22 protein-coding genes and 1 pseudogene are annotated in these 24,529 nt (G+C 71.3%); 12 read left to right on the top strand and 11 right to left on the bottom strand.

The annotated features are described in order from the left end of the window. Positions 1-85 precede the first annotated feature (85 nt). Entirely contained in the window at positions 86-931 is an 846-nt protein-coding gene (locus tag RKD20_RS12065) for a glutamate ABC transporter substrate-binding protein (protein ID WP_020121835.1), read from the bottom strand. Positions 932-1,021: 90 nt separating this feature from the next. Next, the gene (locus RKD20_RS12060) at positions 1,022-1,798 is read right to left on the bottom strand and encodes an amino acid ABC transporter ATP-binding protein (RefSeq protein WP_424877737.1); all 777 of its coding nucleotides are present in this window, start codon (positions 1,796-1,798) and stop codon (positions 1,022-1,024) included. A 312-nt stretch (positions 1,799-2,110) separates the two neighbouring features. On the opposite strand from RKD20_RS12060, the gene RKD20_RS12055 reads away from it, so the two are divergent. After that, entirely contained in the window at positions 2,111-2,797 is a 687-nt protein-coding gene (locus tag RKD20_RS12055) for a response regulator transcription factor (protein WP_351994280.1), read from the top strand. Between the two features lie 370 nt (positions 2,798-3,167). Beyond that, a complete protein-coding gene (locus RKD20_RS12050) occupies positions 3,168-4,550 on the top strand; it encodes a sensor histidine kinase (RefSeq protein ID WP_424877736.1) in 1,383 nt (460 codons plus the stop codon). A gap of 14 nt (positions 4,551-4,564) precedes the next feature. On the opposite strand, the gene RKD20_RS12045 is transcribed toward RKD20_RS12050, so the two are convergent. The 3 genes from RKD20_RS12045 to RKD20_RS12035 all read right to left on the bottom strand — a co-directional run bounded on the left by RKD20_RS12045 (position 4,565) and on the right by RKD20_RS12035 (position 7,673). Continuing rightward, entirely contained in the window at positions 4,565-5,560 is a 996-nt protein-coding gene (locus RKD20_RS12045) for a TAXI family TRAP transporter solute-binding subunit (protein WP_424877735.1), read from the bottom strand. A gap of 410 nt (positions 5,561-5,970) precedes the next feature. Next, a complete protein-coding gene (locus RKD20_RS12040; RefSeq protein ID WP_424877734.1) occupies positions 5,971-7,182 on the bottom strand; it encodes a cation:proton antiporter in 1,212 nt (403 codons plus the stop codon). Between the two features lie 5 nt (positions 7,183-7,187). Beyond that, on the bottom strand, positions 7,188-7,673 hold the full coding sequence (locus RKD20_RS12035; protein ID WP_280862222.1) for a cation:proton antiporter regulatory subunit: 486 nt from the start codon (positions 7,671-7,673) through the stop codon (positions 7,188-7,190). A gap of 161 nt (positions 7,674-7,834) precedes the next feature. Here RKD20_RS12035 and RKD20_RS12030 point away from each other — a divergent pair, with 161 nt between their 5' ends. Next, positions 7,835-8,782, top strand: coding sequence for a HAMP domain-containing sensor histidine kinase (locus RKD20_RS12030; RefSeq protein WP_424877733.1), 948 nt, complete (start codon positions 7,835-7,837; stop codon positions 8,780-8,782). Continuing rightward, positions 8,782-9,435 (top strand): response regulator, encoded by a 654-nt coding sequence (locus RKD20_RS12025; protein WP_424877732.1) that lies wholly within the window; start codon positions 8,782-8,784, stop codon positions 9,433-9,435. Before RKD20_RS12030 ends, RKD20_RS12025 begins: the two co-directional genes overlap by 1 nt. Here the strand turns inward: RKD20_RS12025 and RKD20_RS12020 are convergent. The 3 genes from RKD20_RS12020 to RKD20_RS12010 all read right to left on the bottom strand — a co-directional run bounded on the left by RKD20_RS12020 (position 9,422) and on the right by RKD20_RS12010 (position 13,127). Then, complete coding sequence (locus RKD20_RS12020) at positions 9,422-9,889, bottom strand: hypothetical protein (RefSeq protein WP_424877731.1); 468 nt, start codon at positions 9,887-9,889, stop codon at positions 9,422-9,424. The two genes, RKD20_RS12025 and RKD20_RS12020, sit on opposite strands and share 14 nt — an antisense overlap. A gap of 101 nt (positions 9,890-9,990) precedes the next feature. Further along, entirely contained in the window at positions 9,991-12,879 is a 2,889-nt protein-coding gene (locus RKD20_RS12015) for a SpoIIE family protein phosphatase (protein ID WP_424877730.1), read from the bottom strand. An 80-nt stretch (positions 12,880-12,959) separates the two neighbouring features. Next, positions 12,960-13,127: a hypothetical protein gene (locus RKD20_RS12010; RefSeq protein ID WP_424883503.1), complete on the bottom strand. Its 168-nt coding sequence runs from the start codon at positions 13,125-13,127 to the stop codon at positions 12,960-12,962. Between RKD20_RS12010 and RKD20_RS12005 the strand changes: the two are divergent. After that, positions 13,045-13,791 (top strand): annotated as a pseudogene (locus tag RKD20_RS12005) (LLM class flavin-dependent oxidoreductase); the annotation flags it as partial. The gene RKD20_RS12010 and the pseudogene RKD20_RS12005 overlap by 83 nt on opposite strands. Positions 13,792-13,846: 55 nt before the next feature. Here RKD20_RS12005 and argG read toward each other — a convergent pair. Further along, complete coding sequence (gene argG, locus RKD20_RS12000; protein ID WP_007385143.1) at positions 13,847-15,301, bottom strand: argininosuccinate synthase; 1,455 nt, start codon at positions 15,299-15,301, stop codon at positions 13,847-13,849. 143 nt (positions 15,302-15,444) lie between these two features. Between argG and miaB the strand changes: the two genes are divergently transcribed. Genes miaB through RKD20_RS11985 form a run of 3 tightly spaced genes read left to right on the top strand, consistent with a single transcriptional unit; the run spans position 15,445 to position 18,031 of the window. Further along, complete coding sequence (gene miaB, locus RKD20_RS11995; RefSeq protein ID WP_424877729.1) at positions 15,445-16,971, top strand: tRNA (N6-isopentenyl adenosine(37)-C2)-methylthiotransferase MiaB; 1,527 nt, start codon at positions 15,445-15,447, stop codon at positions 16,969-16,971. A gap of 39 nt (positions 16,972-17,010) precedes the next feature. Beyond that, complete coding sequence (locus RKD20_RS11990; protein ID WP_424877728.1) at positions 17,011-17,307, top strand: hypothetical protein; 297 nt, start codon at positions 17,011-17,013, stop codon at positions 17,305-17,307. A 10-nt stretch (positions 17,308-17,317) separates the two neighbouring features. Next, positions 17,318-18,031 (top strand): class III extradiol dioxygenase subunit B-like domain-containing protein, encoded by a 714-nt coding sequence (locus tag RKD20_RS11985; RefSeq protein WP_424877727.1) that lies wholly within the window; start codon positions 17,318-17,320, stop codon positions 18,029-18,031. A 137-nt stretch (positions 18,032-18,168) separates the two neighbouring features. Here the strand turns inward: RKD20_RS11985 and RKD20_RS11980 are convergent, their stop codons facing one another. Beyond that, a complete protein-coding gene (locus RKD20_RS11980; RefSeq protein WP_424877726.1) occupies positions 18,169-18,438 on the bottom strand; it encodes an antitoxin in 270 nt (89 codons plus the stop codon). Positions 18,439-18,462: 24 nt separating this feature from the next. Then, positions 18,463-18,810: a hypothetical protein gene (locus RKD20_RS11975; protein ID WP_424877725.1), complete on the bottom strand. Its 348-nt coding sequence runs from the start codon at positions 18,808-18,810 to the stop codon at positions 18,463-18,465. A gap of 183 nt (positions 18,811-18,993) precedes the next feature. Between RKD20_RS11975 and miaA the strand changes: the two genes are divergently transcribed. From miaA to RKD20_RS11955, 4 genes are all read left to right on the top strand, one after another. Next, positions 18,994-19,932 carry a tRNA (adenosine(37)-N6)-dimethylallyltransferase MiaA gene (gene miaA, locus RKD20_RS11970; protein WP_424877724.1) on the top strand — a complete coding sequence of 313 codons (939 nt, stop codon included), beginning with the start codon at positions 18,994-18,996 and terminating at the stop codon, positions 19,930-19,932. A gap of 108 nt (positions 19,933-20,040) precedes the next feature. Next, positions 20,041-20,544: a hypothetical protein gene (locus tag RKD20_RS11965; RefSeq protein ID WP_424883202.1), complete on the top strand. Its 504-nt coding sequence runs from the start codon at positions 20,041-20,043 to the stop codon at positions 20,542-20,544. 90 nt (positions 20,545-20,634) lie between these two features. After that, the gene (gene dapF, locus RKD20_RS11960; protein WP_424877723.1) at positions 20,635-21,504 is read left to right on the top strand and encodes a diaminopimelate epimerase; all 870 of its coding nucleotides are present in this window, start codon (positions 20,635-20,637) and stop codon (positions 21,502-21,504) included. A gap of 287 nt (positions 21,505-21,791) precedes the next feature. Further along, positions 21,792-24,083, top strand: a complete 2,292-nt coding sequence (locus RKD20_RS11955) for a RelA/SpoT family protein (protein WP_424877722.1) — start codon at positions 21,792-21,794, stop codon at positions 24,081-24,083. Positions 24,084-24,529: the final 446 nt, after the last annotated feature.

Below are 24,529 nucleotides of genomic sequence, written 5' to 3'. Positions count from 1 at the left end.
TGGCGTGTGTGTGGCGTACGTGGACGGGCGCGGCGCGCCGCCGCCCTGATCGCGGCGGGCGGCGGCGCGCCGGTGGGGCCCCGCGTTACTTGACGATGACGCCGACCTTCGGGGCGGGCTCGTTCTTGTAGCCGGCCGGGCCGAAGTTCTTGTCGACCGCCTTCTGCCAGGAGCCGTCGCTGACCATCTTCTCCAGGGCGGCGTTGACCTTGTTCACGGTCGCGGTGTCGCCCTTCTTCACACCGATGCCGTAGTTCTCGTTGCTCAGCTTGAGGCCGGCGAGCTTGAACTGGCCCTTGTACTTGTCCTGGGCCGCGAAGCCCGCGAGGATCGAGTCGTCCGTGGTCACCGCGTCGACGGCGCCGCTCTGCAGGCCGGCGATGCACTCCGAGTAGCCGCCGTACTGCTTAAGCTGGGCCTTCGGGGCGAAGTCGTCGTGGACGTTCTGCGCCGAGGTGGAGCCGGTCACGGAACACAGCTTCTCGCCGTTGAGGTCCGTGGCCTGGCTGATCTTGGAGTCCTTCTTGACCAGCAGGTCCTGGTGGGCCAGCAGGTACGGGCCGGCGAAGTCGACCTTCTTCTTGCGCTCGTCGTTGATCGAGTAGGTGGCCGCGATGATCTTCACGTCGCCACGGGCGAGCGCGTTCTCACGGTCGGCGCTCTTGGTCTCGACGAACTCGATCTGGTCGGGCTTGTAGCCGAGCTGCTTGGCCACGTAGGTCGCCACGTCCACGTCGAAGCCGGAGAAGGAGCCGTCGGGCTCCTTGAGGCCGAGACCGGGCTGGTCGTACTTGATACCGATCTTGATCTTGCCGCCACCGCCGGAACCCGAGCCGGAACCCTCGTCCTTGCTGTCGCCGCCGCAGGCGGTCGCGGACAGGGCGAGGGCGAGGACGGCGGCCGAGGCGGCGGTGACCTTGCGGAGCTTCATGGTGAACATCCTTTGGGTGGTGAAGAGAGAGCCGTCGGTGGTCGATCCCGGTGGTACGTCAGGGGTGCGACACGTCAACGGTGTGACACGTCAGTGGTGAAGGATCTTCGACAGGAAGTCCTTGGCGCGGTCGCTGCGCGGATTGCTGAAGAACTGGTCGGGCGCAGCCTCCTCGACGATCCGTCCGTCCGCCATGAACACCACGCGGTTTGCGGCCGATCGTGCGAAACCCATTTCGTGCGTGACGACGATCATTGTCATGCCGTCGCGGGCGAGCTGCTGCATGACCTCCAGCACTTCGTTGATCATCTCGGGGTCGAGCGCCGACGTGGGCTCGTCGAAGAGCATGACCTTGGGGTCCATCGCGAGGGCGCGGGCGATGGCGACACGTTGCTGCTGACCGCCGGACAGCTGGGCGGGGTACTTGTCAGCCTGCGTGGTGACGCCGACCCGGTCGAGCAGGGCGCGCGCCTTCTCCTCGGCCTGCTTCTTGTCGGCCTTGCGGACCTTGATCTGGCCCAGCATCACGTTCTCGAGCACGGTCTTGTGCGCGAAGAGGTTGAAGGACTGGAAGACCATGCCGACGTCGGCGCGCAGCCGGGCCAGTTCCTTGCCCTCCTGGGGCAGCGGCTTGCCGTCGATGGTGATCGAACCCGTGTCGATCGTCTCCAGGCGGTTGATGGTGCGGCACAGGGTGGACTTCCCGGACCCGGAGGGTCCGATGACCACGACGACCTCGCCGCGGGCGATCGTCAGGTCGATGTCCTGGAGTACGTGCAACGCGCCGAAGTGCTTGTTGACGCTCTTCAGGACGACCAGTTCGCCGGTCGCGGCCACATCTTCCTTGGCCACCGATACTTCGGTCATCGCTCTCTGGCTCCGTCCTCCTCGGTTTCGGAGGACAGTAGTAACCCCACGCGACCAGCGTCATTAGTCTTGAGGGGAATCTGAGCATCACGATCCGATAGCAATCGGACACGTGTCGTAGCACTTGTCACCAGTACGCATCCGATGTGCGTATCGGCCGGGTAACGGAAGCCCGGCGCAACCGGAACGCTCTTGACGCCGTCCTCATCCATCAGCATGACTGCACGGTGCGCACGCGCGCGTGTGTACGCACAGTTGTACCTGTTCATTGCATATTCGGATAGTACGTCCGATGGACCAAAGGGGGCCGGGGTGAGACTTCTCCTCGTCGAGGACGACAACCACGTGGCCGCCGCGCTGTCCGCGGTGCTCGCCCGGCACGGTTTCGACGTCACGCACGCGCGCAGCGGCGAGGAGGCACTCCAGGCGCTGGTCCCGGAGAGCGACGGCTTCGGGGTCGTGCTCCTGGACCTCGGGCTGCCCGACCAGGACGGCTACGAGGTGTGCGGCAAGATCCGCAAGCGCACCAGCACGCCGGTGATCATGGTCACCGCGCGGTCCGACGTGCGCTCCCGCATCCACGGGCTGAACCTCGGCGCCGACGACTACGTGGTCAAGCCGTACGACACGGGGGAGCTCCTCGCCCGCATCCACGCCGTGAGCCGGCGCACCGCCCACGAGGACGTGCCCGGCGGCGGGGACACCGCTCTGGTTCTCGGCGCCGTGCGCATCGAACTGCCGACGCGTCAGGTCACCGTGGACGGCACGGTCGTCCAGCTCACCCGCAAGGAGTTCGACCTCCTCGCGCTGCTCGCCCAGCGGCCCGGCGTGGTCTTCCGGCGCGAGCAGATCATCAGCGAGGTCTGGCGCACCAGCTGGGAAGGCACCGGCCGCACGCTGGAGGTCCATGTGGCGTCCCTGCGCGCGAAGTTGCGGATGCCGGCGCTGATCGAGACGGTGCGGGGGGTCGGGTATCGGTTGGTGGCGCCGGGGGTGTGAGGGCCCTGCGGGGCTCGGCGGGCGAAGAAACTTCCGGAGGAAACCTTGGGGCCGAGAGCTGTGCGAGGCTCGGGGGAGGAATGTGGGTCGGGTGAGGGACGGTGGCTGTGGGCGCGGGTGAGTGCGGCGATGCGGGTGCCCGTGTGTGCGGTGGTGGCCGTGAGTCGCTTGACGCGGGGGCCTGGGGTGGTCCGGGTGCGGGTGTCCGGCCGAGCCGCGGGGCGGTGCTCGGCGTGGGCGGGGCGCCTGGGCAGGTGAGCGCCCCCTTCCGCGGGGGGCGTGCCGTCGCGGTGCGTCAGTGCCCGGGTGCGCTCAGCGGTGCCCGTGTGCGTCGGAGCGCGCGGCTTCGGGGCGGGGCGTAGGCGGGGTCGTGCGTACACGTCTTCTTCCGCTGCTCATCGTCCTCATGGCCGCCGTGCTGCTGGCCCTGGGCGTGCCGCTCGCCATCGGTGTGGCCTCCGCGCAGCAGCAGAAGGTCGTCGTCGACCGGATCGACGACACCGCCCACTTCGCCGCGCTCGCCCAGTTCGTCACCGACGCCTCCGACGAGCGCCTGGAGACCCTGGAGAGCGAACTCACCAGCTACTACAGGGTCTACGGCATCCGCGTCGGTGTCTTCTACGACGGCGACGTACCCATGGCCACGGCGCCCCGCGGGTGGTTCCTCCCCCGCACGGGCGAGGTGCGCGACGCGTTCGGCGAGGCCCTGCTCAGCCGGCGCAGCCAGGACCCCAAGCAGGTGTGGCCCTGGCAGCGGGGCCGGCTGGTCGTCGCCTCTCCGGTGATCCGGGACGGCGACGTCGTCGCGGTCGTCGTCACCGACTCGCCCACCGGACCGATGCGGTCACGGATCCTGCAGGACTGGCTCGTCATCTTCGCGGGCGAACTCGCCGCCATGCTGCTGGCCGTCGGCGCCGCCCTGCGGCTGACCGGCTGGGTGCTCAGGCCCGTACGGGTCCTCGACGCCACCACCCACGACATCGCCACCGGGCGGCTCAAGTCCCGGGTGGCGGTGGCCGGTGGACCGCCCGAACTCAGGCGTCTGGCGCGGTCGTTCAACGAAATGGTGGACAACGTCGAGGACGTGTTGGAGCAGCAGCGGGCCTTCGTCGCCGACGCCTCTCACCAGTTGAGGAATCCGCTCGCCGCACTGCTGCTGCGCATCGAGCTGCTCGCCTTCGAACTTCCCGAGGGGAACGCCGAGATCGCCTCCGTGCAGACGGAGGGCAAACGCCTCGCCCAGGTCCTCGACGGCCTCCTCGACCTCGCGCTCGCCGAGCACACCGAGGCGGACCTGAGCATCACCGACATCGGCGAACTCACCGAAGAACGGGTCGCCGCCTGGACGCCCACCGCCGAGGCCAAGGGAGTGCGGCTGGTGGGGAGTTGTCCGCCCACCACCGCCTGGGCCGACCCCGTCACCCTCTCCAGCGCCCTGGACGCGGTCATCGACAACGCGCTCAAGTTCACGCCGCAGGGCGAGACCGTCGAGGTCACGGTCGCCGCGGACGGGAACACCTCCACGGTCGTCGTCGCCGACCGCGGACCCGGGCTCACCGACGAGGAACTCGCGCGCGTCGGCGACCGGTTCTGGCGCAGCGGGCAGCATCAGAACGTCAAGGGGTCAGGTCTCGGACTGTCCATCTCGCGGGCGCTCCTGGCCGCGGGGGGCGGGGTGATCTCGTACGGCCACCACGAGCCGCACGGGCTGGTGGTCACCGTGTCCGTGCCCCGTAGCCGCCCTACGGCTTGACCGAGGTAGCCGCCCTACGGCTTGACCGAGCGGTAATAGCGGCGGGCGCCCTCGTGGAGGGGGACCGGGTCGGTGTAGATCGCCGTGCGTACGTCCACCAGCTGGGCGGAGTGGACGTCCCGGCCGATGCCGTCCCTGCTCTTGATCACGGTTCGGGTGAGCCACTCGGTGAGCTCGGGGTCCATGTCCTTGCGGGTGATCAGCAGGTTGGAGACGGCCATCGTCGGGACGGTCCTGTTGTTCTGGACGGACGGGTACGCCGACGCCGGCATGTTGGTGGCCCGGTAGTAGCGGGTGGGCTCGCCCTCGGCGTGCAGCGTCGCCACGAGGGAGGGTTCGATCGGGACGAAGCGGAACGCGGAGCGTTCGGCCAGCTGCTTCAGACCGTCGGTGGGCAGGCCGCCGGACCAGAAGAACGCGTCCAGACCATGGCCGAGGAGCTTGGGGCCGGTGTCGATGCCCTCGGCCCTCGGCTGGATGTCCTTGGCCGGGTCGATGCCGGCGGCGTCGAGCACGCGCTCCGCTATCAGCCGTACGCCGGAGTTGGGGACGCCGATGGAGACGCGCTTGCCCTTCAGGTCGGCGATGGTGTGGATGTCGGAGTCGGCGGGGACGACGAGCTGGACGTAGTCGTCGTAGAGGCGGGCCACGCCGCGGAGCCGGTCGGCGCCGGGGTCGCCGTTCTGCTGGTAGGTCTCCACCGCGTCGGCCGCGGCGATGGCGAAGTCGGCCTTTCCGGTCGCCACGAGCATGACGTTCTCCTGGGAGCCCGCGCTGGTCTCCAGCTTCACCTTCAGGTCCGGCATGTCCTTGTGGATCTCCTTCTGGAGAAGTCCGCCGTACTTCTGGTAGACGCCTTGCTTCGTGCCCGTGCTGAAGGTGATCGTGCCGGTCGGGGGGTTCTCGCCCAGCGGGAGCAGCCACCACAGGAGCAGGCCGAGGGCCACGAGGGCGGCGGCCGCGGTCTGGAGCGCCTGGCGGCGGCTGAGGTGCGGGAACGGCTTGGGCATGCGGGTGATCCTGCCACGCCCTCCGGGGGTTGGGCGGGTTCTGGTGCGGGTTCGGTGGGGGCGGGGGTTTTGCGCTCACGCGGCGGAGCCGCATATGGACACAGTCCCGCGCCCCTGGATGCCTGCGGCGGCCTGCGCGGGCCCGGTGGGGGCGTGCGTAGCGCGTGCGGTTCGGTGGGTGGGTCGGGGCCGGGGTGGGGGGTATCCGTCCTCGGTCCGGCGGCTCGGTCCCTTTGAGTAGGGCTCTGTAACGGACGTCGGCCGCTGCGGGCGGACACCCCCCCACCCCGTCCCCTTGCCGCCGTACGCGTCTAGAGGTGTGTCCATCGTCTCTACCTCAGGGGCGCGGGGAACTGCGCGACCCGCCCCCACCGGCCCGCAGCCGCCCCGCCACCTGAGCCGGTACCCGTTCAGACGCCGTCCCGGCCCACCGGCTCCGCCACCCGAGGTGCCGTCGGGGTGTTGGCTCGGCGGCTTGTCAGTCTCGTTGCCAGGGGCTCGGTGTAGCGGGCTGTGAGGGGGCCGAGGATGACCAGGATGAGGACGTAGGCGGTGGCCAGGGGGCCCAGGGAGGGTTCTATGCCCGCCGAGACCGCCAGGCCCGCTATGACGATCGAGAACTCGCCGCGGGCGACCAGTGCGCCGCCCGTGCGCCAGCGGCCCCTGAGGGAGATGCCGGCTCGGCGGGCCGCCCAGTAGCCCGTGGCGATCTTTGTGGCTGCGGTGACCAGGGCCAGGGCGAGGGCGGGTAGCAGGACCGGGGGGATGCTCGCCGGGTCCGTGTGGAGGCCGAAGAAGACGAAGAAGACCGCGGCGAAGAGGTCGCGCAGGGGGCTCAGGAGGGTGTGGGCGCCCTCGGCCACCTCTCCCGAGAGGGCTATGCCCACGAGGAACGCGCCGACCGCTGCCGAGACCTGGAGTTGCTGGGCGACGCCCGCCACCAGGATCGTGAGGCCGAGGACGACCAGGAGGAGCTTCTCCGGGTCGTCGCTCGAGACGAAGCGGGAGATCAGGCGGCCGTAGCGGATCGCGGTGAACAGGACCAGGCCGGCCGCTCCCAGGGCGATCGCCAGGGTCAGGCTTCCGGCCAGCAGGCCCGCTCCGGCGACGAGGGCGGTGACTATGGGCAGGTACACCGCCATCGCCAGGTCCTCCAGGACCAGGACGCTGAGGATCACCGGGGTTTCCCGGTTGCCGACCCGGCCGAGGTCGCCGAGGACCTTCGCTATGACGCCCGAGGAGGAGATCCAGGTGACGCCCGCAAGGACCACCGCGGCTACCGGGCCCCAGCCGAGGAGGAGTGCGGCCGCCGCTCCTGGCAGGGCGTTGAGGGCGCCGTCGACCAGGCCGGAGGGGTAGTGGGCCTTGAGGTTGGTGACCAGGTCGCCGGCCGTGTACTCGAGGCCGAGCATCAGGAGGAGAAGGATGACGCCGATCTCGGCGCCTATCGAGACGAACTCCTCGCTGGCGCCCAGGGGGAGCAGACCGCCCTCGCCGAAGGCCAGGCCGGCCAGGAGGTAGAGGGGGATGGGGGAGAGGCGGAAACGGGCGGCGAAACGGCCGAGGAGGCCCAGGCCGAGGATGATCGAGCCGAACTCGATCAGGAGGACCGCGGAGTGCATGCTTCCTACTCCCGCCCCAGGATCGCCGCGGCGGCGTCAACGCCCTCGCGGGTGCCTACGACGATGAGGATGTCGCCGCCCGCCAGGCGGAAGTCCGGCGCGGGGGACGGGATCGCCTCCGCTCGGCGCAGGGCCGCCACGACGGAGGCTCCCGTGTCGGTGCGCATCTTCGTGTCGCCCAGGACCCGGCCGTTCCAGCGGGAGCCGGCCGCCACCTCGACGCGCTCGGCCACCAGGCCAAGGTCGGAGGTGTAGAGGAGGCTCGCGCTGTGATGGGAGGGCTTCAGCGCGTCGATCAGGGCGCCCGCCTCGGAACCGGTCAGACGCAGCGACTGGGCGCAGGAGTCGGGGTCGTCGGCCCGGTACACGCTCACCGTGCGGGCACCGTCGCGGTGCGCCACCACCGAGAGATGGCGGTCCTCGCGGGTCATGAGGTCGTACTGGACCCCGATTCCCGGCAGCGGCGTCGCCCTCAGGCGTGGAGCAGACACGTTTCTTCCCCTTGTGGTTCGAGTGGTCGCGGGTGCCGGGTTCGCATGCTGCCAGGCACCCGTACGGTGGCGATATGGGTGACGTGACGGATATACGCGAGCGGCGGGGACCGGTGAGGCTGGGTTCTCGGGCGTCGTACGAGAGGAGTGAGGGCAGGGCCGTGTCGCTGTTCTGGCGGATCTTCTCGCTCAACGCCGCGGGCCTCGTCGTCGCCGCCGCGCTGCTGCTGGGGCCGGTCACCGTGTCGACGCCCGTCCGGCAGGGGGAGGCCGTGGTCGTCCTCGGGGGGCTCGCCCTGTTGCTGGTCGCCAACGCCCTCGTGCTGCGGGTGGGGCTCGTCCCGCTCCAGCGGCTGGGTCGGGCCATGGCCGCCGCCGATCTGCTGCGTCCCGGGGTGCGCGCCCCCGTCTCCGGCCCTTCCGAGACGGCCGCGCTGATCACGACGTACAACACCATGCTCGACCGGCTGGAGGCCGAGCGGGCGACCGGCGCGGCCCACGCGCTCTCCGCGCAGGAGCGGGAGCGGCATCGCATCGCGCGCGAGCTCCACGACGAGGTCGGGCAGACACTGACCGCCGTGCTGTTGCAGCTCAAGAGGGTCGCCGACCGGGCGCCGGAGGACCTGCGGGAGGAAGTGGGGCAGGCGCAGGAGGCGACCCGGGCCGGGCTCGACGAGATCCGTCGGATCGCGCGCCGGCTGCGGCCCGGGGTGCTGGAGGAGCTCGGGCTGTCGAGCGCCTTGCGGTCTCTCGCGGCCGAGTTCACGACGCACGGGCTGACCGTGCGGCATCACGTCGGCGGCGATCTGCCCCGGCTGACCGAGGAGTCGGAACTGGTGGTCTACCGGGTGGCCCAGGAGGGGCTCACGAACACCGCGCGGCACTCCGCCGCCGACCGCGCCGAAGTCCGGCTCCGGCCGGTCGCGGGGGGAGTCGAGCTCCTTGTGCGGGACAACGGCAAGGGGCTGGGCGGGGCGCCCGACGGGGCCGGGATCCAGGGGATGCGGGAGCGGGCGCTGCTGGTCGGGGCAGTGTTCTCGGTGCAGGCCGGACCCGGGCGGGGGACGGACGTGCGGTTGCGGATACCGGCCCCGGCGGGGGTGCGCTGATGGGTGGGCCGACCCGGGTACTGCTCGCCGACGACCACACCCTCGTACGACGAGGGGTCCGGCTGATCCTGGAGGGGGAGCCGGACCTCACGGTCGTGGCCGAGGCGGGGGACGGCGCCGAGGCGGTCGAGCTGGCACGCGCGCGTGACGTCGATCTGGCCGTGCTGGACATCGCGATGCCCCGGATGACGGGACTGCAGGCGGCCCGTGAACTGTCCCGGCGGCTGCCGGACCTGCGGATCCTGATCCTGACGATGTACGACAACGAGCAGTACTTCTTCGAGGCGCTCAAGGCCGGGGCCAGCGGATACGTGCTCAAGTCCGTCGCCGACCGCGATCTCGTCGAGGCGTGCCGGGCCGCCGTACGCGACGAGTCCTTCGTCTACCCGGGAGCCGAGCGGGCCCTCGTGCGGTCCTACCTCGACCGGCTGCAGCGCGGTGACGACCTGCCCACGCGGGCCGTCACCGAACGCGAGGAGGAGATCCTCAAGCTGGTCGCCGAGGGTCACACCACGAAGGAGATCGGCGAGCTGCTGTTCATCAGCGCGAAGACCGTCGAGCGGCACCGGGCGAACCTGCTGGCCAAGCTGGGGATGCGGGACCGGCTGGAGCTGACGCGGTACGCGATACGGGCGGGGCTCATCGATCCCTGAGGTGCGGGTGCGGGTGCGGGTGCGGGTGCGCGGCACGACGTCGCCGCACCACGTACGCGCCCGCGAGGCCGACTCCGCCGACGGCGAGTGCCACCCCGATCGCCCGCTCGAACCCCGCAGGGCCCACACTGCCGCCGGACCCGCCCTGGACGCCGAGCGTCGGAAGCGGCGTGCTGAGTGGCGTGAGGAGCGGTGTCGCGGTTGGCGTGGCGACGCTCACGGCGTCGGTGCCTCTTCGGGGGAGCGCCTCGCAGGCGATGCTGTCGTCGGGACCCTGGTCCTCGTCGAGCCGGTCGGGGTCGCTGCGGTCGAGGTCGAACTCCGCCTGCGCGTCCTCCTGGAAGGCGAAGTCGGCGCAGTCCAGGTCGCCTTGAGCGTGTGCGATGCCGGTCAGCGGTCCGGCGGTGGCCAGAACGGCCAGTGCGGCGCCGGTGAGCGCGATGCGTATTGCCATGGGTCGGGTGCCTTTCGGGGTGGGGCCGGAACAGCCGTCACCGCGAATCTAGGGACGCGCCCCGCATCCGGCCCGTGGAGCTGGGCCGAACGGGCGCGCCGTCACAGGAGCGCCTCCCAGTCCTCGTCGAAGTCCGCGGGGTTCAGGAACAGCACGTCCTCCGGCTCGGCCGCGCCCCGCAGGGACTGTTCCGTCCAGATGCACTTGCCCGTGGGGGTGTAACGGGCGCCCCAGCGGGAGGAGAGGGCCGAGATGAGCTGGAGTCCCCGGCCGCCCTCGTCGGTGTCCGCGGCGTGGCGGATGCGGGGCATGGTCTGGCTGCCGTCGTAGACCTCGCAGATCAGCTCGGTGGTGTGCAGCAGGCGCAGCCGGACCGGGCCGCGGGCGTGCCGGACGACATTGCCGACCAGTTCGCTGACCAGGAGTTCCGTGGTGGGGGACAGGTCGTCGAGGTCCCAGGCCGCGAGCTGTTCGCGCACATGGCGGCGGGCCTGGCTCGCCGCCTTCGGATCGTCGTGCAGGGACCAGCCGGCCATCCGGTCGGCCGGCAGCGCGTGCAGCCGGGCCACCAGGAACGCCGCGTCGTCGGCCGCCTGTTGGTCCGCCGGCAGCAGACCGGTCGTCAGCGTGTCGCACAGCCGCTCAAGGTCCACGGCGGTCCCGTCGGCGTGGGCGGCGCCGAGCAGCCGTGCCAGCTCGGCCATGCCCTCGTCGATCTCCCGCGTCGCCGACTCCACAAGCCCGTCGGTGTACAGCACGAGCAGACTGCCCTCGGGCACCTCCAACTCGGCCGTCTCGAACGGCGGTTTGGCCGCGCCCAGCGGGGGATCGGCGTCCGGTTCGGGGAAGTGCACGGTTCCGTCGGGCCGTACCAGCGCGGGCGGCGGATGACCGGCCCGGGCGATGGAGCAGACCCGGGTCGTCGGGTCGTAGAGCGCGTACAGACAGGTGGCGTACGACGCCTCGCCCATGCCGCCGACGATGTCGTTGAGGTGGCCGAGGATCTCGTCGGGCGGCAGCTCCAGGTCGGCCAGGGTGTGCACCGCGGTGCGCAGCCGGCCCATGGTGGCCGCCTCGGGCAGGCCGTGTCCCATCACGTCGCCGACGACCAGCGCGACCTGTCCGCCGGACAGCGCGATGATGTCGTACCAGTCGCCGCCCACGTCCGCGCCCTGCCCGGCCGGGAGATAGCGGGCGGCCGCGGTGCACGCGGGCAGGTCGGGCAGCGCCTGGGGGAGCAGGCTGCGCTGGAGTTCCCGGGACCGGGTGTGCTCGGCGTCGTAGAGCCGGGCCCGCTCCAGGGACTGGGCGAGGAGGGCGGAGATGGTGGTGAGCAGGGCGCGTTCCTCGTCGTCGAGCAGCCGCGGCCGGTCGAAGGAGACCACGCAGACGCCGAAGGTGTGGCCGGACGCCGTCAGCGGCAGGAACGCCCAGGACTTCTTCTCGCCCCGGGTGGGGAAGTCGGCCAGTCGGGGGTAGCGGGTGGCGTACTCGTGCGCCGAGGACATGAACAGCGGGTCGCCGGACGCGATCGTGTCCCAGGCGGGGTCCCCGGTCGACGCCCGGGGGCGGCTGTCGAGGAGGGCCACGAAGTCCCGGGGATAGCCGACCGCCCCGACGTGGTGGAGCCGGTTCCCCTCGCTGACCTGGACCATCAGCCCGGAGGCGGCGAACGGCGGCAGCACCCGGCGGGCGACCGCGTCCACCACGTCCCGGGAGGTCGTCGCCTTGGCGAGTTCCGTGGTCAGCTCGGCGATCCGCACCGCCCGCTCGGCCGTGGCCCGTTCCGCCGCCTGGCGCTCCTGGGCCAGCCGGCGTTTCTCCGTGACGTCCTGGAAGTAGAGGGTGCGGCCGTCCGGGCCCGGCACCAGCCTTACGTGCAGCCGCCGCCGGCAGTCCGCGATGTACACGTCGAACCCGGCGGACTTCTCCTCGGCCCCGGCCTCCAGACAGCTCTCCTTGAGACCCGGGACCTGTCGGGTGGCCGGCAGGTCCCACAGCAGGCGTCCGAACAACTCCTCCTCGGAGAAGCCGAGGAAGCGTTCCGCCTCCAGGTTGGCGAAGGTGATCCGCCACTCGTCGTCCACCGCGAGGAAGCCGTCGCTCATGTGTCTCAGGGCCCTGCTCAGGGCGTCCCGCGCGATGCGGGACTCGTTGCTCTCCCAGCCGACCCCGATCATCCGCAGGGGCTCGCCCCGCTCGTCGTAGGTCGCCCGGCCGCGGGCCTGCGTCCAGCCCCACGTGCCGTCCAGGCGCCGTACGCGGTACTCGGCCTCGTAGACGCTGTGGTCGAGGATGGCCCGCTGTGCCGCCGCCAGCGTGGGTGCCAGATCGTCGGGATGGACGATCCGCATCCAGTTGTCGATCCGGCCGGTGAAATCGGCCGGGCGGGTGCCGTACAAGGCCAGGGCGGCCTCGTCCCAGCTCAGGTCACCGTTGCGGATGTCCCAGTCCCACGAGCCGACCTGAACCTCCTTCAGGGCCTGCCGCAGCCGTTCGCCGCCCAGTTCACCCTGGGAGGGACCGGACGGCGGCGGGGCCTGGGCCATGCGCTCCTCGGTCCAGGCGACCACGTCCCGCAGGAAGTCCCAGTGCTCCGGGGTGGGTTCACCCCGCTCGCCGGCCAGGACCGTCAGCGCGCCGATGCTGCGCCGGCCGCTGAACACGGGCAGGGCGGCGAGGCCGGTGCCGGGCCAGGCGGCCTCCTCCGGCGCGTCCGGGGACAGCGGTACCCAGACGCCCCTGCCCTGCTGGAGCGCGCGGGCGGGGGCCAGGGGGCCCTCCTGGTCGACGATCTCCCAGGAGCGGGTGAGGGCGGGCGGCAGGCCGACGGAGGACACCAGGCGCAGCGCGGACATCGGGCCGCGCAGGTGCACGGTCCCGCCGAGCGCGCTCAGCTCACCGACCACGTGCCCGAGCGCCAGCCGGAAGACCTCGCTCTCCGTCGCACCAGGGGTGACCGAGCCGAGGAGGGCGAGCCGCGCGTTCATGGAGGGAACTTATCGTTCCCGTTTCCGGTCGAAACCTGCTTCACAGTTTCCGACGAGCTGTTTCCCGGCATTCCCTTACCTCAACTGCCCCTGTTTGCAAGGAAGTTGCCGAAATCCCGGCCGCGTACCGTGCTGTCGGACCGGGCAGGCTCCCGACCTTCGACCTCGGTCACCGAGCGGATCAGGCTGTACGCCTCCACGCCGATCCTCGCCCTGCCGCCGGCGATCGTCGCGCGCATGGCGGTCACCGTCGGCTCCATCGCCCCCGGACGGTTCGGCGTCAACATCGTCACCGGCCCGGCGCCCGGCGAGTACACGCAGATGGGCGTGTGGCCCGGCGACGAGCACGTCGGCAACCGGTACGCGCGGGCCGAGGAGTACGTGACGGTGATGAAGGAGCTGTGGAGCGAGGGCGTCAGCATCTTCAAGGGCGAGTTCTACGAGATGGACGACCGCGTGCTCTCGCCGCGGCCGGCGAACGGGCACATCGACATCGCGGCCGCCGGGCAGAGCGGCACGGGCATGCGGTTCGCCGCCGGGAACGCCGACTACAACTTCATCCTCGGCCTCGGCGGCGGCGTGAACACCCCGCTCGCCTTCGCGGACAGCGCGGCCACGCTGGTGGAGGCGGCGCGCGAGACCGGCAGGGACGTCGGTGCGCTGTCCCTGTTCATGGTCATCGTCGACGACTCCTCCACGACCCGCACCATCGTGCTGCCCGAGGGCGCCGTGAACTTCACCATGGGGACGCTCGTCGGGTCGTACGAGAGTGTCGCGCGCATGCCCGACGAGATCGCCGGGGTCGACGGGACCAAGGGGATCATGCTCGTCTTCGACGACTTCCTCGACGGGATCGAGACCTTCGGGACGCGGATCCAGCCGTTGATGCGGTCGCGGGAGGTGCGGGTGTGAGAAGGGGCCGGCGCTGTCTCGCACCGGCCCCTTCTCACGTACGTCGTGAGGTGCCTCAGTCCGTGCCGAACTCCATGGCGGCCCGGTCCAGCAGGGCCTCGTCCTCCGAGACCTCGCCGCGGGAGGCGATCGCCTCGGCGCCGCCCTCGGGGAGTTCCGGCATGGTGCCGATCAGGCCGGTCGCGGCGGCCTGGGAGGCGCCGATGGTGGGGCTGCCGGTGCCGATCAGGCCGAGGCCCGCGTACTGCTCCAGCTTGGCGCGGGAGTCGGCGATGTCGAGGTTGCGCATGGTGAGCTGGCCGATCCGGTCCACCGGGCCGAACGCCGAGTCCTCGGTCCGCTCCATCGACAGCTTGTCCGGGTGGTACGAGAACGCCGGGCCCGTGGTGTCGAGGATCGAGTAGTCCTCGCCGCGCCGCAGGCGGAGGGTGACCTCGCCCGTGATCGCCGCGCCGACCCACCGCTGGAGCGACTCGCGGATCATCAGGGCCTGCGGGTCCAGCCAGCGGCCCTCGTACATGAGACGGCCCAGGCGCCGGCCCTCGTTGTGGTACTGGGCGACGGTGTCCTCGTTGTGGATCGCGTTGACGAGACGCTCGTAGGCCGCGTGCAGCAGGGCCATGCCCGGGGCCTCGTAGATGCCGCGGCTCTTCGCCTCGATGATCCGGTTCTCGATCTGGTCGGACATGCCCAGGCCGTGCCGGCCGCCGATGGCGTTGGCCTCCATGACCAGGTCGACGGCGGAGCCGAACTCCTTGCCGTTGATCGTCACCGGGCGGCCCTGGTCGAAGCCGATCGTCACGTCCTCGGGCGCGATCTCGACCGAGGGGTCCCAGAACCTGACGCCCATGATCGGCTCGACCGTCTCGATGCCGGTGTTGAGGTGCTCCAGGGTCTTGGCCTCGTGCGTGGCGCCCCAGATGTTGGCGTCGGTGGAGTACGCCTTCTCCGTGGAGTCCCGGTACGGCAGCTGGTGCGCGACCAGCCACTCCGACATCTCCTTGCGGCCGCCGAGCTCGGTCACGAAGTCCGCGTCCAGCCACGGCTTGTAGATCCGCAGGTTCGGGTTGGCGAGCAGGCCGTAGCGGTAGAACCGCTCGATGTCGTTGCCCTTGAAGGTCGAACCGTCGCCCCAGATCTGGACGTTGTCCTCCATCATCGCCCGCACCAGGAGGGTGCCGGTGACGGCACGGCCCAGCGGGGTGGTGTTGAAGTACGCCCGCCCGCCCGAGCGGATGTGGAACGCCCCGCACGTGAGCGCGGCCAGCCCCTCCTCGACCAGCGCGGCCCGGCAGTCGACCAGGCGCGCGATCTCGGCACCGTAGGTCTTCGCGCGGCCGGGCACCGAGTCGATGTCGGGCTCGTCGTACTGGCCGATGTGCGCGGTGTAGGTGCACGGGATGGCGCCCTTGTCGCGCATCCACGCGACCGCGACGGAGGTGTCGAGACCGCCGGAGAAGGCGATGCCGACGCGTTCGCCGGCGGGGAGGGACGTGAGGACCTTGGACATAGGAAGATTATGCATCACAACGCATGGTCATGCAAAGCCCCTGATCGCCGTCCCTGACGTGATTCGGGTCATCCGTCCTGGCGGCCTCGGGGGTCGGCCGGGCGCCGGGGGAGGGCCCTCCGTGGAACGCCTACCCTTGAGCCATGACCAGCAGCAGCGACCGGGGCACGGCAGTGGACGTTTCATCTCCGAAAACGTACGAAGTGCGCACTTATGGGTGCCAGATGAACGTCCATGACTCCGAGCGATTGTCCGGACTGCTGGAGGAGGCGGGGTACGTGCCCGCCCCCGAGGGTTCCGACGGGGACGCGGACGTCGTCGTCTTCAACACCTGCGCGGTGCGGGAGAACGCCGACAACCGGCTCTACGGCAACCTCGGCCGGCTCGCGCCGCGCAAGGCCTCGCGGCCCGGCATGCAGATCGCGGTCGGTGGCTGTCTCGCGCAGAAGGACCGCGACACCATCGTGCGGAAGGCCCCTTGGGTCGACGTCGTCTTCGGCACGCACAACATCGGCAAGCTGCCCGTCCTGCTGGAACGCGCGCGCGTGCAGGAGGAGGCGCAGGTCGAGATCGCCGAGTCGCTGGAGGCGTTCCCGTCCACGCTTCCCACCCGGCGCGAGAGCGCCTACGCGGCCTGGGTGTCGATCTCCGTCGGCTGCAACAACACCTGCACCTTCTGCATCGTCCCCGCCCTGCGCGGCAAGGAGAAGGACCGCCGTACCGGCGACATCCTCGCCGAGATCGAGGCCCTGGTCGGCGAGGGCGTCTCCGAGATCACGCTGCTCGGCCAGAACGTCAACGCGTACGGCTCCGACATCGGCGACCGCGAGGCCTTCAGCAAGCTGCTGCGCGCGTGCGGCTCGATCGAGGGCCTGGAGCGGGTCCGCTTCACCTCTCCGCACCCCCGTGACTTCACGGACGACGTGATCGAGGCGATGGCCGAGACCCCGAACGTGATGCCGCAGCTGCACATGCCCCTGCAGTCCGGCTCGGACACGGTCCTCAAGGCGATGCGCCGCTCGTACCGCCAGGAGCGCTACCTGGGCATCATCGAGAAGGTCCGCGCCGCCATGCCGGACGCCGCGATCTCGACCGACATCATCGTGGGCTTCCCCGGCGAGACCGAGGAGGACTTCGAGCAGACCATGCACGTGGTCCGGCAGGCCCGCTTCACGAACGCCTTCACCTTCCAGTACTCCAAGCGCCCCGGAACCCCCGCGGCGACCATGGACGGGCAGATCCCCAAGGAGGTCGTGCAGTCGCGCTACGAGCGTCTGGTCGCCCTCCAGGAGGAGATCTCCTGGGAGGAGAACAAGAAGCAGGTCGGCCGCACCCTGGAGCTGATGGTCGCCGAGGGCGAGGGCCGCAAGGACGGCGCCACCCACCGCCTCTCCGGCCGCGCCCCGGACAACCGCCTGGTCCACTTCACCAAGCCCGACCAGGAGGTCCGCCCCGGCGACGTGGTCACGGTCGAGATCACCTACGCCGCCCCCCACCACCTCCTCGCCGAGGGCACCGTCCTTGACGTGCGCCGCACGCGCGCGGGGGACGCGTGGGAGAAGCGGAACGCGGCCGAGGCCGCCAAGCCGGCGGGTGTCATGCTGGGCCTCCCGAAGATCGGGATCCCCGAGCCGCTGCCGGCGGCGACGGGCGGCTGCGCGGCGCACTGAGCGTCCGCCGCCGGTCACGCGCGAGGGGCGGGGCGGGGCATGGAGCGCTGGGTGGTCCTGATCGACCGGGGTGCCGGAAACCATCAGGACGTCGACGAGGTGGCGCATTTCGAGTGCACCCGGGAGGAGGCCCGCGCCCGCCTGTACGAGATCGCCTGCACCCACCGTCCGGGCGTCGGCCTGCGCCAGAAGCGCCGGCAGGTCTACCGCATCGGTGACGGCGACGCCTACTACGTGAGCATCGAGGGCGCGCTGTCCACCTCTCGCGTGGTGTACCGGCTGGGCGCACTGGCGTGGAGCACCCATCCCGAGTCCTGGCCCTGGGCCTGGAAGTAAGCTGCCGATCATGCTTGTAGCAGCCGCCGTCTGCCCGTGTCCGCCCCTTCTCGTGCCACCGGTCGCCGCTGGGGCCGCGCCCGAGCTCGACGGGGCCCGCGCGGCCTGCACGGACGCGCTGGGCGTCCTCGCGGCGGCCCGGCCCGGCCTTCTCGTCGTCGTGGGGCCCGCCGAGCGGAGCGGACGCGGCCCGCACCCGCAGGGCGCCGAGGGCTCGTTCCGCGGCTTCGGCGTGGAGGTGGACGTACGACTCGGACCGGAGCGGGGACCGGTCCCGCAGGGCCCGCTGCCGACCTCCCTCGCTGTCGCCGCCTGGCTGCTGGAGCGCACCGGCTGGTCCGACGCCCCGATCGAGGGACTCGGGGTGGGGGAACCGCTGGAGCCCGAGCGGTGTATCCAGACGGGAAGGGACATCGCCGCCCGGGCCGAGCGGGTGGCGCTGCTCGTGATGGGCGACGCCAGCGCCTGCCGCACGCTCAAGGCGCCGGGCTACCTCGACGAGCGGGCGGCCCCCTTCGACGCGGAGGTCGCGCGGGCCCTGGGCGCGGCCGACGTGGCGGCCCTGCGCGCGCTGGACGCCGGGCTGGCGTACGAACTGAAGGCCTCCGGCCGGGCCTGCTGGCAGGTTCTTGCGGGCGCGGCAGAGGGCGCGGACCTCGGCGGCTCGCTGCTGTACGAGGACGCGCCGTACGGCGTGGGGTACATGGTCGCGACCTGGTCCTGACGGTCGAGGAGCACCGGCCGCGAGAGCCGCAGGGGCCGTCGAGGAGTCCGTGGCGGAGTCCTGGGCGGGCCCGGGAAACGGCGGACGGCCGGGGGCGTCCTGCCCCGCGGCCGTCCGCCGGTGTGCCGTACTGCCGTTCAGGAAGCCGGCGGCGGTGAGGCCGGCGGCGCGCTGCCGTCCCCCGGTCCCTTGGTGCCGTCGGTGTGCGCGAGGCGCTCCATGGCGACCTTGGCCTTGCCCGTGCCGGTCTGGATCCTGCCGCTGTACTTGCCCTTGGTCTTCTCGTCCACGACCTTCGCTGCCTTGTCGATGCCGTGCTGGATCCTGTCCCCGTGCTGCTGCGCGAGGCCGGAGACCTTGTCCTTGGCCGGGCTGAGCTTGGCCTTCACATTGTCCAGGAGACCCATCGTTCACCTTCCCACTAGGGACAGTTACGTGCGGGCGCCTTCGTCGGCCTCATGATCGGCCGTCGCTTCGGCGGACTGCTGCTTGGGGATCTCGACGCCCTCGGCGGCAGTGTCCTCGACGGCCTCCGTCGCCGTCGATCCGTCCGTGTCCTCGGCCGCGTCGGTCTCGGTGACCTCGACCTCGACCCGGGCGTCGCCCTCGACCTCAATCCCAGTCCCAGACCCGGCTTTGGCCTCGGCGTCGGTCGATCCCTTCGCTTCTGCCGCATCCCCCGCCGCGGACTCGGCCGTCAGGATGTCGGCCTGCGTCTCGGCGGTTGACGCCTCCTCCGTGGCCTTCGACCTGCGGAGAAGTCGTGCGAAAACGCCCATATCCACTCCATACGTTACTCGTGCGGGGGAAATCCCGCGTCGTCCGGTGCGCCCGTTCGCGCCCTCCGGAGCGCCGCCTCCATGAACAGGGCGGCGGAAACCACGCAACTGGCAACGACGCCGGACCCGCGCCGTCACGTAACTCGTTCGAGGTGGGGCTTCGAGGTTTGCGAGACTGGGGCGGTGAGCAGCACACCCCCCGCCCCCCGCGTCATCGCCGTCGTCGGCCCCACTGCGGCCGGAAAGTCCGATCTGGGCGTCTTCCTCGCCCAGCGACTGGGAGGCGAGGTCGTCAACGCCGACTCCATGCAGCTCTACCGAGGGATGGACATCGGCACCGCCAAGCTGACGCCCGCGGAACGCGACGGCGTCCCGCACCACCTCCTGGACATCTGGAACGTGACCGTCACCGCCTCCGTCGCCGAGTACCAGCGGCTGGCCCGCGCCAGGATCGACGCCCTGCTCGCCGAGGGCCGCTGGCCGATCCTCGTCGGCGGTTCCGGCCTGTACGTCCGCGGGGCCGTCGACAACCTGGAGTTCCCCGGTACCGACCCCGAGGTCAGGGCCCGGCTGGAGGAGGAGCTCGTCCTGCGCGGCTCCGGCGCGCTGCACGCCCGCCTCTCCGCCGCCGACCCCGGGGCCGCGCAGGCGATCCTGCCCAGCAACGGCCGCCGTATCGTCCGGGCTCTCGAGGTGATCGAGATCACCGGCAAGCCCTTCACCGCGAACCTCCCAGGCCACGACTCCGTCTACGACACCCTCCAGATCGGCGTCGACGTCGCCCGGCCCGAGCTCGACGAGCGCATCGCGCGCCGGGTCGACCGGATGTGGGAGGCGGGTCTCGTGGACGAGGTGCGGGAGCTGGAGGCGCGAGGGTTGCGCGAGGGGCGCACGGCCTCCCGTGCGCTCGGATACCAGCAGGTGCTCGCGGCGCTCTCGGGGGAGTGCACGATGGAGGACGCGCGGGCCGAGACCGTCCGTGCCACCAAACGCTTCGCGCGCCGTCAGGATTCATGGTTCAGGCGCGATCCCCGGGTGCACTGGTTGAGTGGGGCTGCGGCGGATCTCACAGAACTTCCGCAGCTCGCACTGGCATTGGTCGAACGACCGGTTACAGCCTGATCACGTCCTGGCATCGGGACGCTCCGGCCGTCATCCCGGCCTCCGGCGCCGTGCCATCATCGAGCTTCGATCGACCAAGTGGAGTCCGAGTTGGGAGGGCGCGTGGCGATGGAGGCCGGCCCTCGCGACACCGCACAAGGCACCGAGCCCCGCACCGCCGAGAGCGGTGAGCCGGAGCTTGACGCGGAGCGTCTGAGCCCCGACGGGCCCGACGACACCCTCGGCGGTGTGACCGCCGACGGTCCCGAGCCCGAGGAGATGTTCCCGGGCGGGGAAGAGGTCGAGGTCGAGCTGCGCCCGCAGCGCCGTCTGCGGATCTGGCAGCTCGCCCCCATCGTCTCGCTGGCCGCGGTCGGCTCCCTGATGTTCGCCTTCCCGCTGGCCTTCGACTTCGGCGACAGCGGAGCGGTGATCGCGATGCTGGGCCTGCTGATCTGCTCGTGCGCGGCCGGCTGGGGCATGATGGCGGCGCGCCGCGTTGGTTACACGTGGCCGGGACTGCCGCAGCGGGGGGCCGGCCGTCGCGCGGACTGGCGGGTCGCGCTCGGGTACGTGGTGCTGGTGGCGGTTGTGGTCGTTCTCGCGGTCTGGCGCGTGGCGAGGCTCCGCTAGACGCTTTCAGGGGCGCGGGACGGTGTCGGTCTGCGGCTACCGCCGCGTGAGCGCGATCAGTCCCCACCGGCCTGCACGTACGATCGAGACATGAGCACCCGGATCCCCTTTCTCAAGGGCCACGGCACCGAGAACGACTTCGTGATCGTCCCGGACCCCGAGAACACCCTCGACCTGCCCCCCGCCGCCGTCGCCGCCCTGTGCGACCGCCGGGCCGGCATCGGTGGTGACGGCCTGCTCCACGTCGTACGGTCCGCCGCGCACCCCGAGGCCGCGCACCTGGCCGGGGAGGCCGAGTGGTTCATGGACTACCGCAACGGCGACGGCTCCGTCGCGGAGATGTGCGGCAACGGCGTACGCGTCTTCGCCCGCTACCTCCAGCGTGCCGGGCACGTCACCGAGGGCGACCTCGCGGTGGCCACCCGCGGGGGCGTGAAGACCGTGCACATCGCGAAGGACGGTGACGTCACCGTCGGCATGGGCAAGGCGCTGCTCCCCGAGGGAGACGTCACGGTGAGCGTCGACGACCGCAGCTGGCCCGCACGGAACGTGAACATGGGCAACCCGCACGCCGTGGCCTTCGTGGACGACCTCGCGCACGCCGGCGACCTGTACTCCCCGCCGCCCTTCAGCCCGGCCGCCGCCTACCCGAGCGGGGTCAACGTCGAGTTCGTGGTCGACCGCGGCCCCCGCCACGTCGCCATGCGCGTGCACGAGCGCGGGGCGGGCGAGACCCGGTCCTGCGGCACGGGCGCCTGTGCCGTCGCCGTGGCCGCGGCCCGCAGGGACGGCGCCGACCCGGCGACGACCGGCAGCCCCGCGACGTACACCGTCGAGGTGCCCGGCGGCACCCTGGTGATCACCGAACGGGCCGACGGCGAGATCGAGATGACCGGCCCCGCGGTGATCGTCGCCGAGGGCGAGATCGACGCCGATTGGCTTGAAAACGCGGTTCGTTGACCATATGAATCGTCATGATCAGAGTCCCGGAGGCGTGGAACCGCAGCCTCTGACCCCTTGTTCGATGCGGAACCACAGCCAGGCGCAGGTCAGGTGGCGCGAAATCGTAAACCTGCAAACCTTCGCTCGAATGGGTGATCCGTTTCACGCTCGTCGAGAGGCGGTCAGCCGGGCGTGATGGGCTCGGTAGCATCAAGCACCGGCCCGGACGGGGGACAGATGCCATCCCCTGAGCCGTGTCCGCCATGGGGCACCCCGTCCGCCGGTCCACGCAGCCGGAGGTGCCCATGAGTGCGGAGGCGACGAACCCCGCGAACCCAGGTCCGGTAGCAGGCCCGGCCGCCCGGTGGCGGGCGCGGATCGACCTGCGCCGCCTGGGCCGTGCCGCGCTGCTCGGCCCGGCCGCCCGCGACCGGCTGCCCGACGCCATCGGCCACGTCGCCGAGGCCCACCGCGCCCACTATCCCGACGCCGACCTCGAGCCCCTGCGCCGCGCCTGGGTCCTGGCCGAGTCCTCGCACCGCGGTCAGATGCGCAAGAGCGGTGAGCCGTACATCACACACCCACTCGCGGTGACCCTGATCCTCGCCGAACTCGGTGCCGAGACCACGACCTTGACGGCCTCCCTGCTCCACGACACCGTCGAGGACACCGAGGTGACGCTCGATCAGGTCGGCGAGGAGTTCGGCGCGGAGGTCCGCTTCCTGGTCGACGGCGTCACCAAGCTGGAGAAGGTCGACTACGGCGCCGCCGCCGAGCCCGAGACCTTCCGCAAGATGCTCGTCGCCACCGGCAACGACGTCCGCGTGATGTCGATCAAACTCGCCGACCGGCTGCACAACATGCGCACCCTCGGCGTGATGCGCCCCGAGAAACAGGCCCGCATCGCCAAGGTCACCCGCGACGTCCTCATCCCGCTCGCCGAACGCCTCGGCGTCCAGGCCCTCAAGACCGAACTGGAAGACCTGGTCTTCGCGATCCTCCACCCCGAGGAGTACGAGCACACGCGCGAGTTGATCGTCGACAACGCCTCCCGCGCGGACGACCCGCTCGCCGAGATCGCCGACGAGGTACGGGGGGTGCTGCGCGAGGCCGGGATCCAGGCTGAAGTGGTCATCCGGCCACGCCACTTCGTCTCCGTGCACCGGACGGCCCGCAAGCGCGGCAGACTGCGCGGCGCGGACTTCGGCCGCCTGCTGGTCCTGGTCGGCGAGGACGCCGACTGCTACGCCGTCCTGGGCGAACTGCACACCTGTATGACGCCGGTCGTCTCGGAGTTCAAGGACTTCATCGCCGTACCGAAGTTCAACCTGTACCAGTCGCTGCACACCGCCGTGGCACGCGGCGACGGCCAGGTCGTCGAGGTCCTGATCCGTACGCACCAGATGCACAAGGTCGCCGAGGCCGGGGTTGTGGCGCTCGGCAATCCGTACGCCTCGCCTTCGGACTCCTCTTCGGACGCCTCGGGGGAGCAGGGCGCGTCCCACGGCGTCGGTGCCGACGAGGAGCGGGTGGACCCCACCCGGCCCGGCTGGCTCTCCCGCCTCCTCGACTGGCAGGCGGCCGCGCCCGACGCCGACACCTTCTGGTCCACCCTGCGCGAGGACCTCGCCCAGGACCGTGAGATCACCGTCTTCCGGCCCGACGGCGGCACTCTGGGCCTGCCCGAGGGCGCGACCTGTGTGGACGCCGCGTACGCGCAGTACGGCGAGGACGCGCACGCGTGCCTGGGCGCTCGTGTCAACGGCCGGCTGGCGACCCTGAGCACCGTCCTGAAGGACGGCGACACCGTCCAGCTCCTCATGGGGCAGGACCCCGCCGCCGAACCCTCCAAGGAGTGGCTGGAGCACGCGCACACGCCCGCCGCCCGGATCGCCATCCAGCGGTGGATCGCGACGCATCCGACGCCCCCGACGCACGAGACGCCGGAGGAGACCGCGGAGCGGGGCGGGACGGCCGGTACGACGGCCGACGTCACGACTCGGGGCGCGAACCCGTTCCGGCCCTCCGTAGCGGAGCCGCCGACTGCCGACACGCCCGACAGCGCGGGTCGGATCATCGCCGAGCCGCAGACCCACGACGACCAGTCCGCCGACCGGCCGGGCGCCGCCGTCGCCCTCGTCGACCAGCCCGGCGCGACCGTACGGCTGGCCGGCTGCTGCACGCCCGTACCGCCCGACGAGATCACCGGCTTCGCCGTCCGTGGGGGAGTGGTCACCGTGCACCGCGTCGAGTGCGCCGCGGTGGCCCGGATGAAGGGGCGCAAGGAGGTCGACGTGCGCTGGGGCGACACCGCCGAGTGCCGGGTCACGCTGTTCGCGGAATCGTTCGGCCGCCCGCACCTCCTGGCCGACCTCACCGAGGCCATGGCCGGCGAGGGCGCCGAAATCGTCTCCGCGACCGTCGAACCCCCCAGCCAGCAGCGGGTTCGCCACACGTACACGGTCCAACTGCCGGACGCGGCCCAGCTCCCCGCCCTGATGAGGGCGATGCGGAACGTGGCGGGCGTCTACGACGTGAGCAGGGCGCAGACGCCTGGGGACGGACGGGGTGTCGGGGGCGGGGTCGGCTGGGGGTGAGGTTTCCGGGGGCTGGGGCCGCCGGGGGCGATGTCTTAGGGGGCCGGGGCCGCGGGGTTCGGGGGGTTCGACGTCTCAGGAGCCTGGCCCGCAGGGGGCGATGTCTCAGCGAGTCGGCCGAAGTGCGGCGAGGCCGATCCTCAGGGGGCCGCGTTTGGGGCGGGCGACGGTTTGCCCGCGTCCGGGACGGGGCGACGGTTTGCCCCGCAGGGCGAGGTCGAGTCTCAGGGCGCCGTATCGGGGACGGTGTCGGCATCTCAGGGACCTGTTCACCAGGATCGACGTCTGAAGAGGCCGGGCCCGCCGGGGTCGACGCTTCAGCTGGTTCGCCGGAGTGGGGCGAGCCCGAGTCGCAGGGCGGCGCCTCAGGACATGTCGGCACTTCAGCGGACTCCGCACCGGGATCGACGCCATAGAGGGTTCGCCCGAGTAGGGCGTGGCGTGGT

The organism is Streptomyces sp. SLBN-8D4 (genome assembly GCF_049739545.1).
Taxonomy (GTDB): Bacteria; Actinomycetota; Actinomycetes; order Streptomycetales; family Streptomycetaceae; genus Streptomyces; species Streptomyces canus_C.
This window is presented reverse-complemented; position numbering and strand designations above follow the sequence as displayed.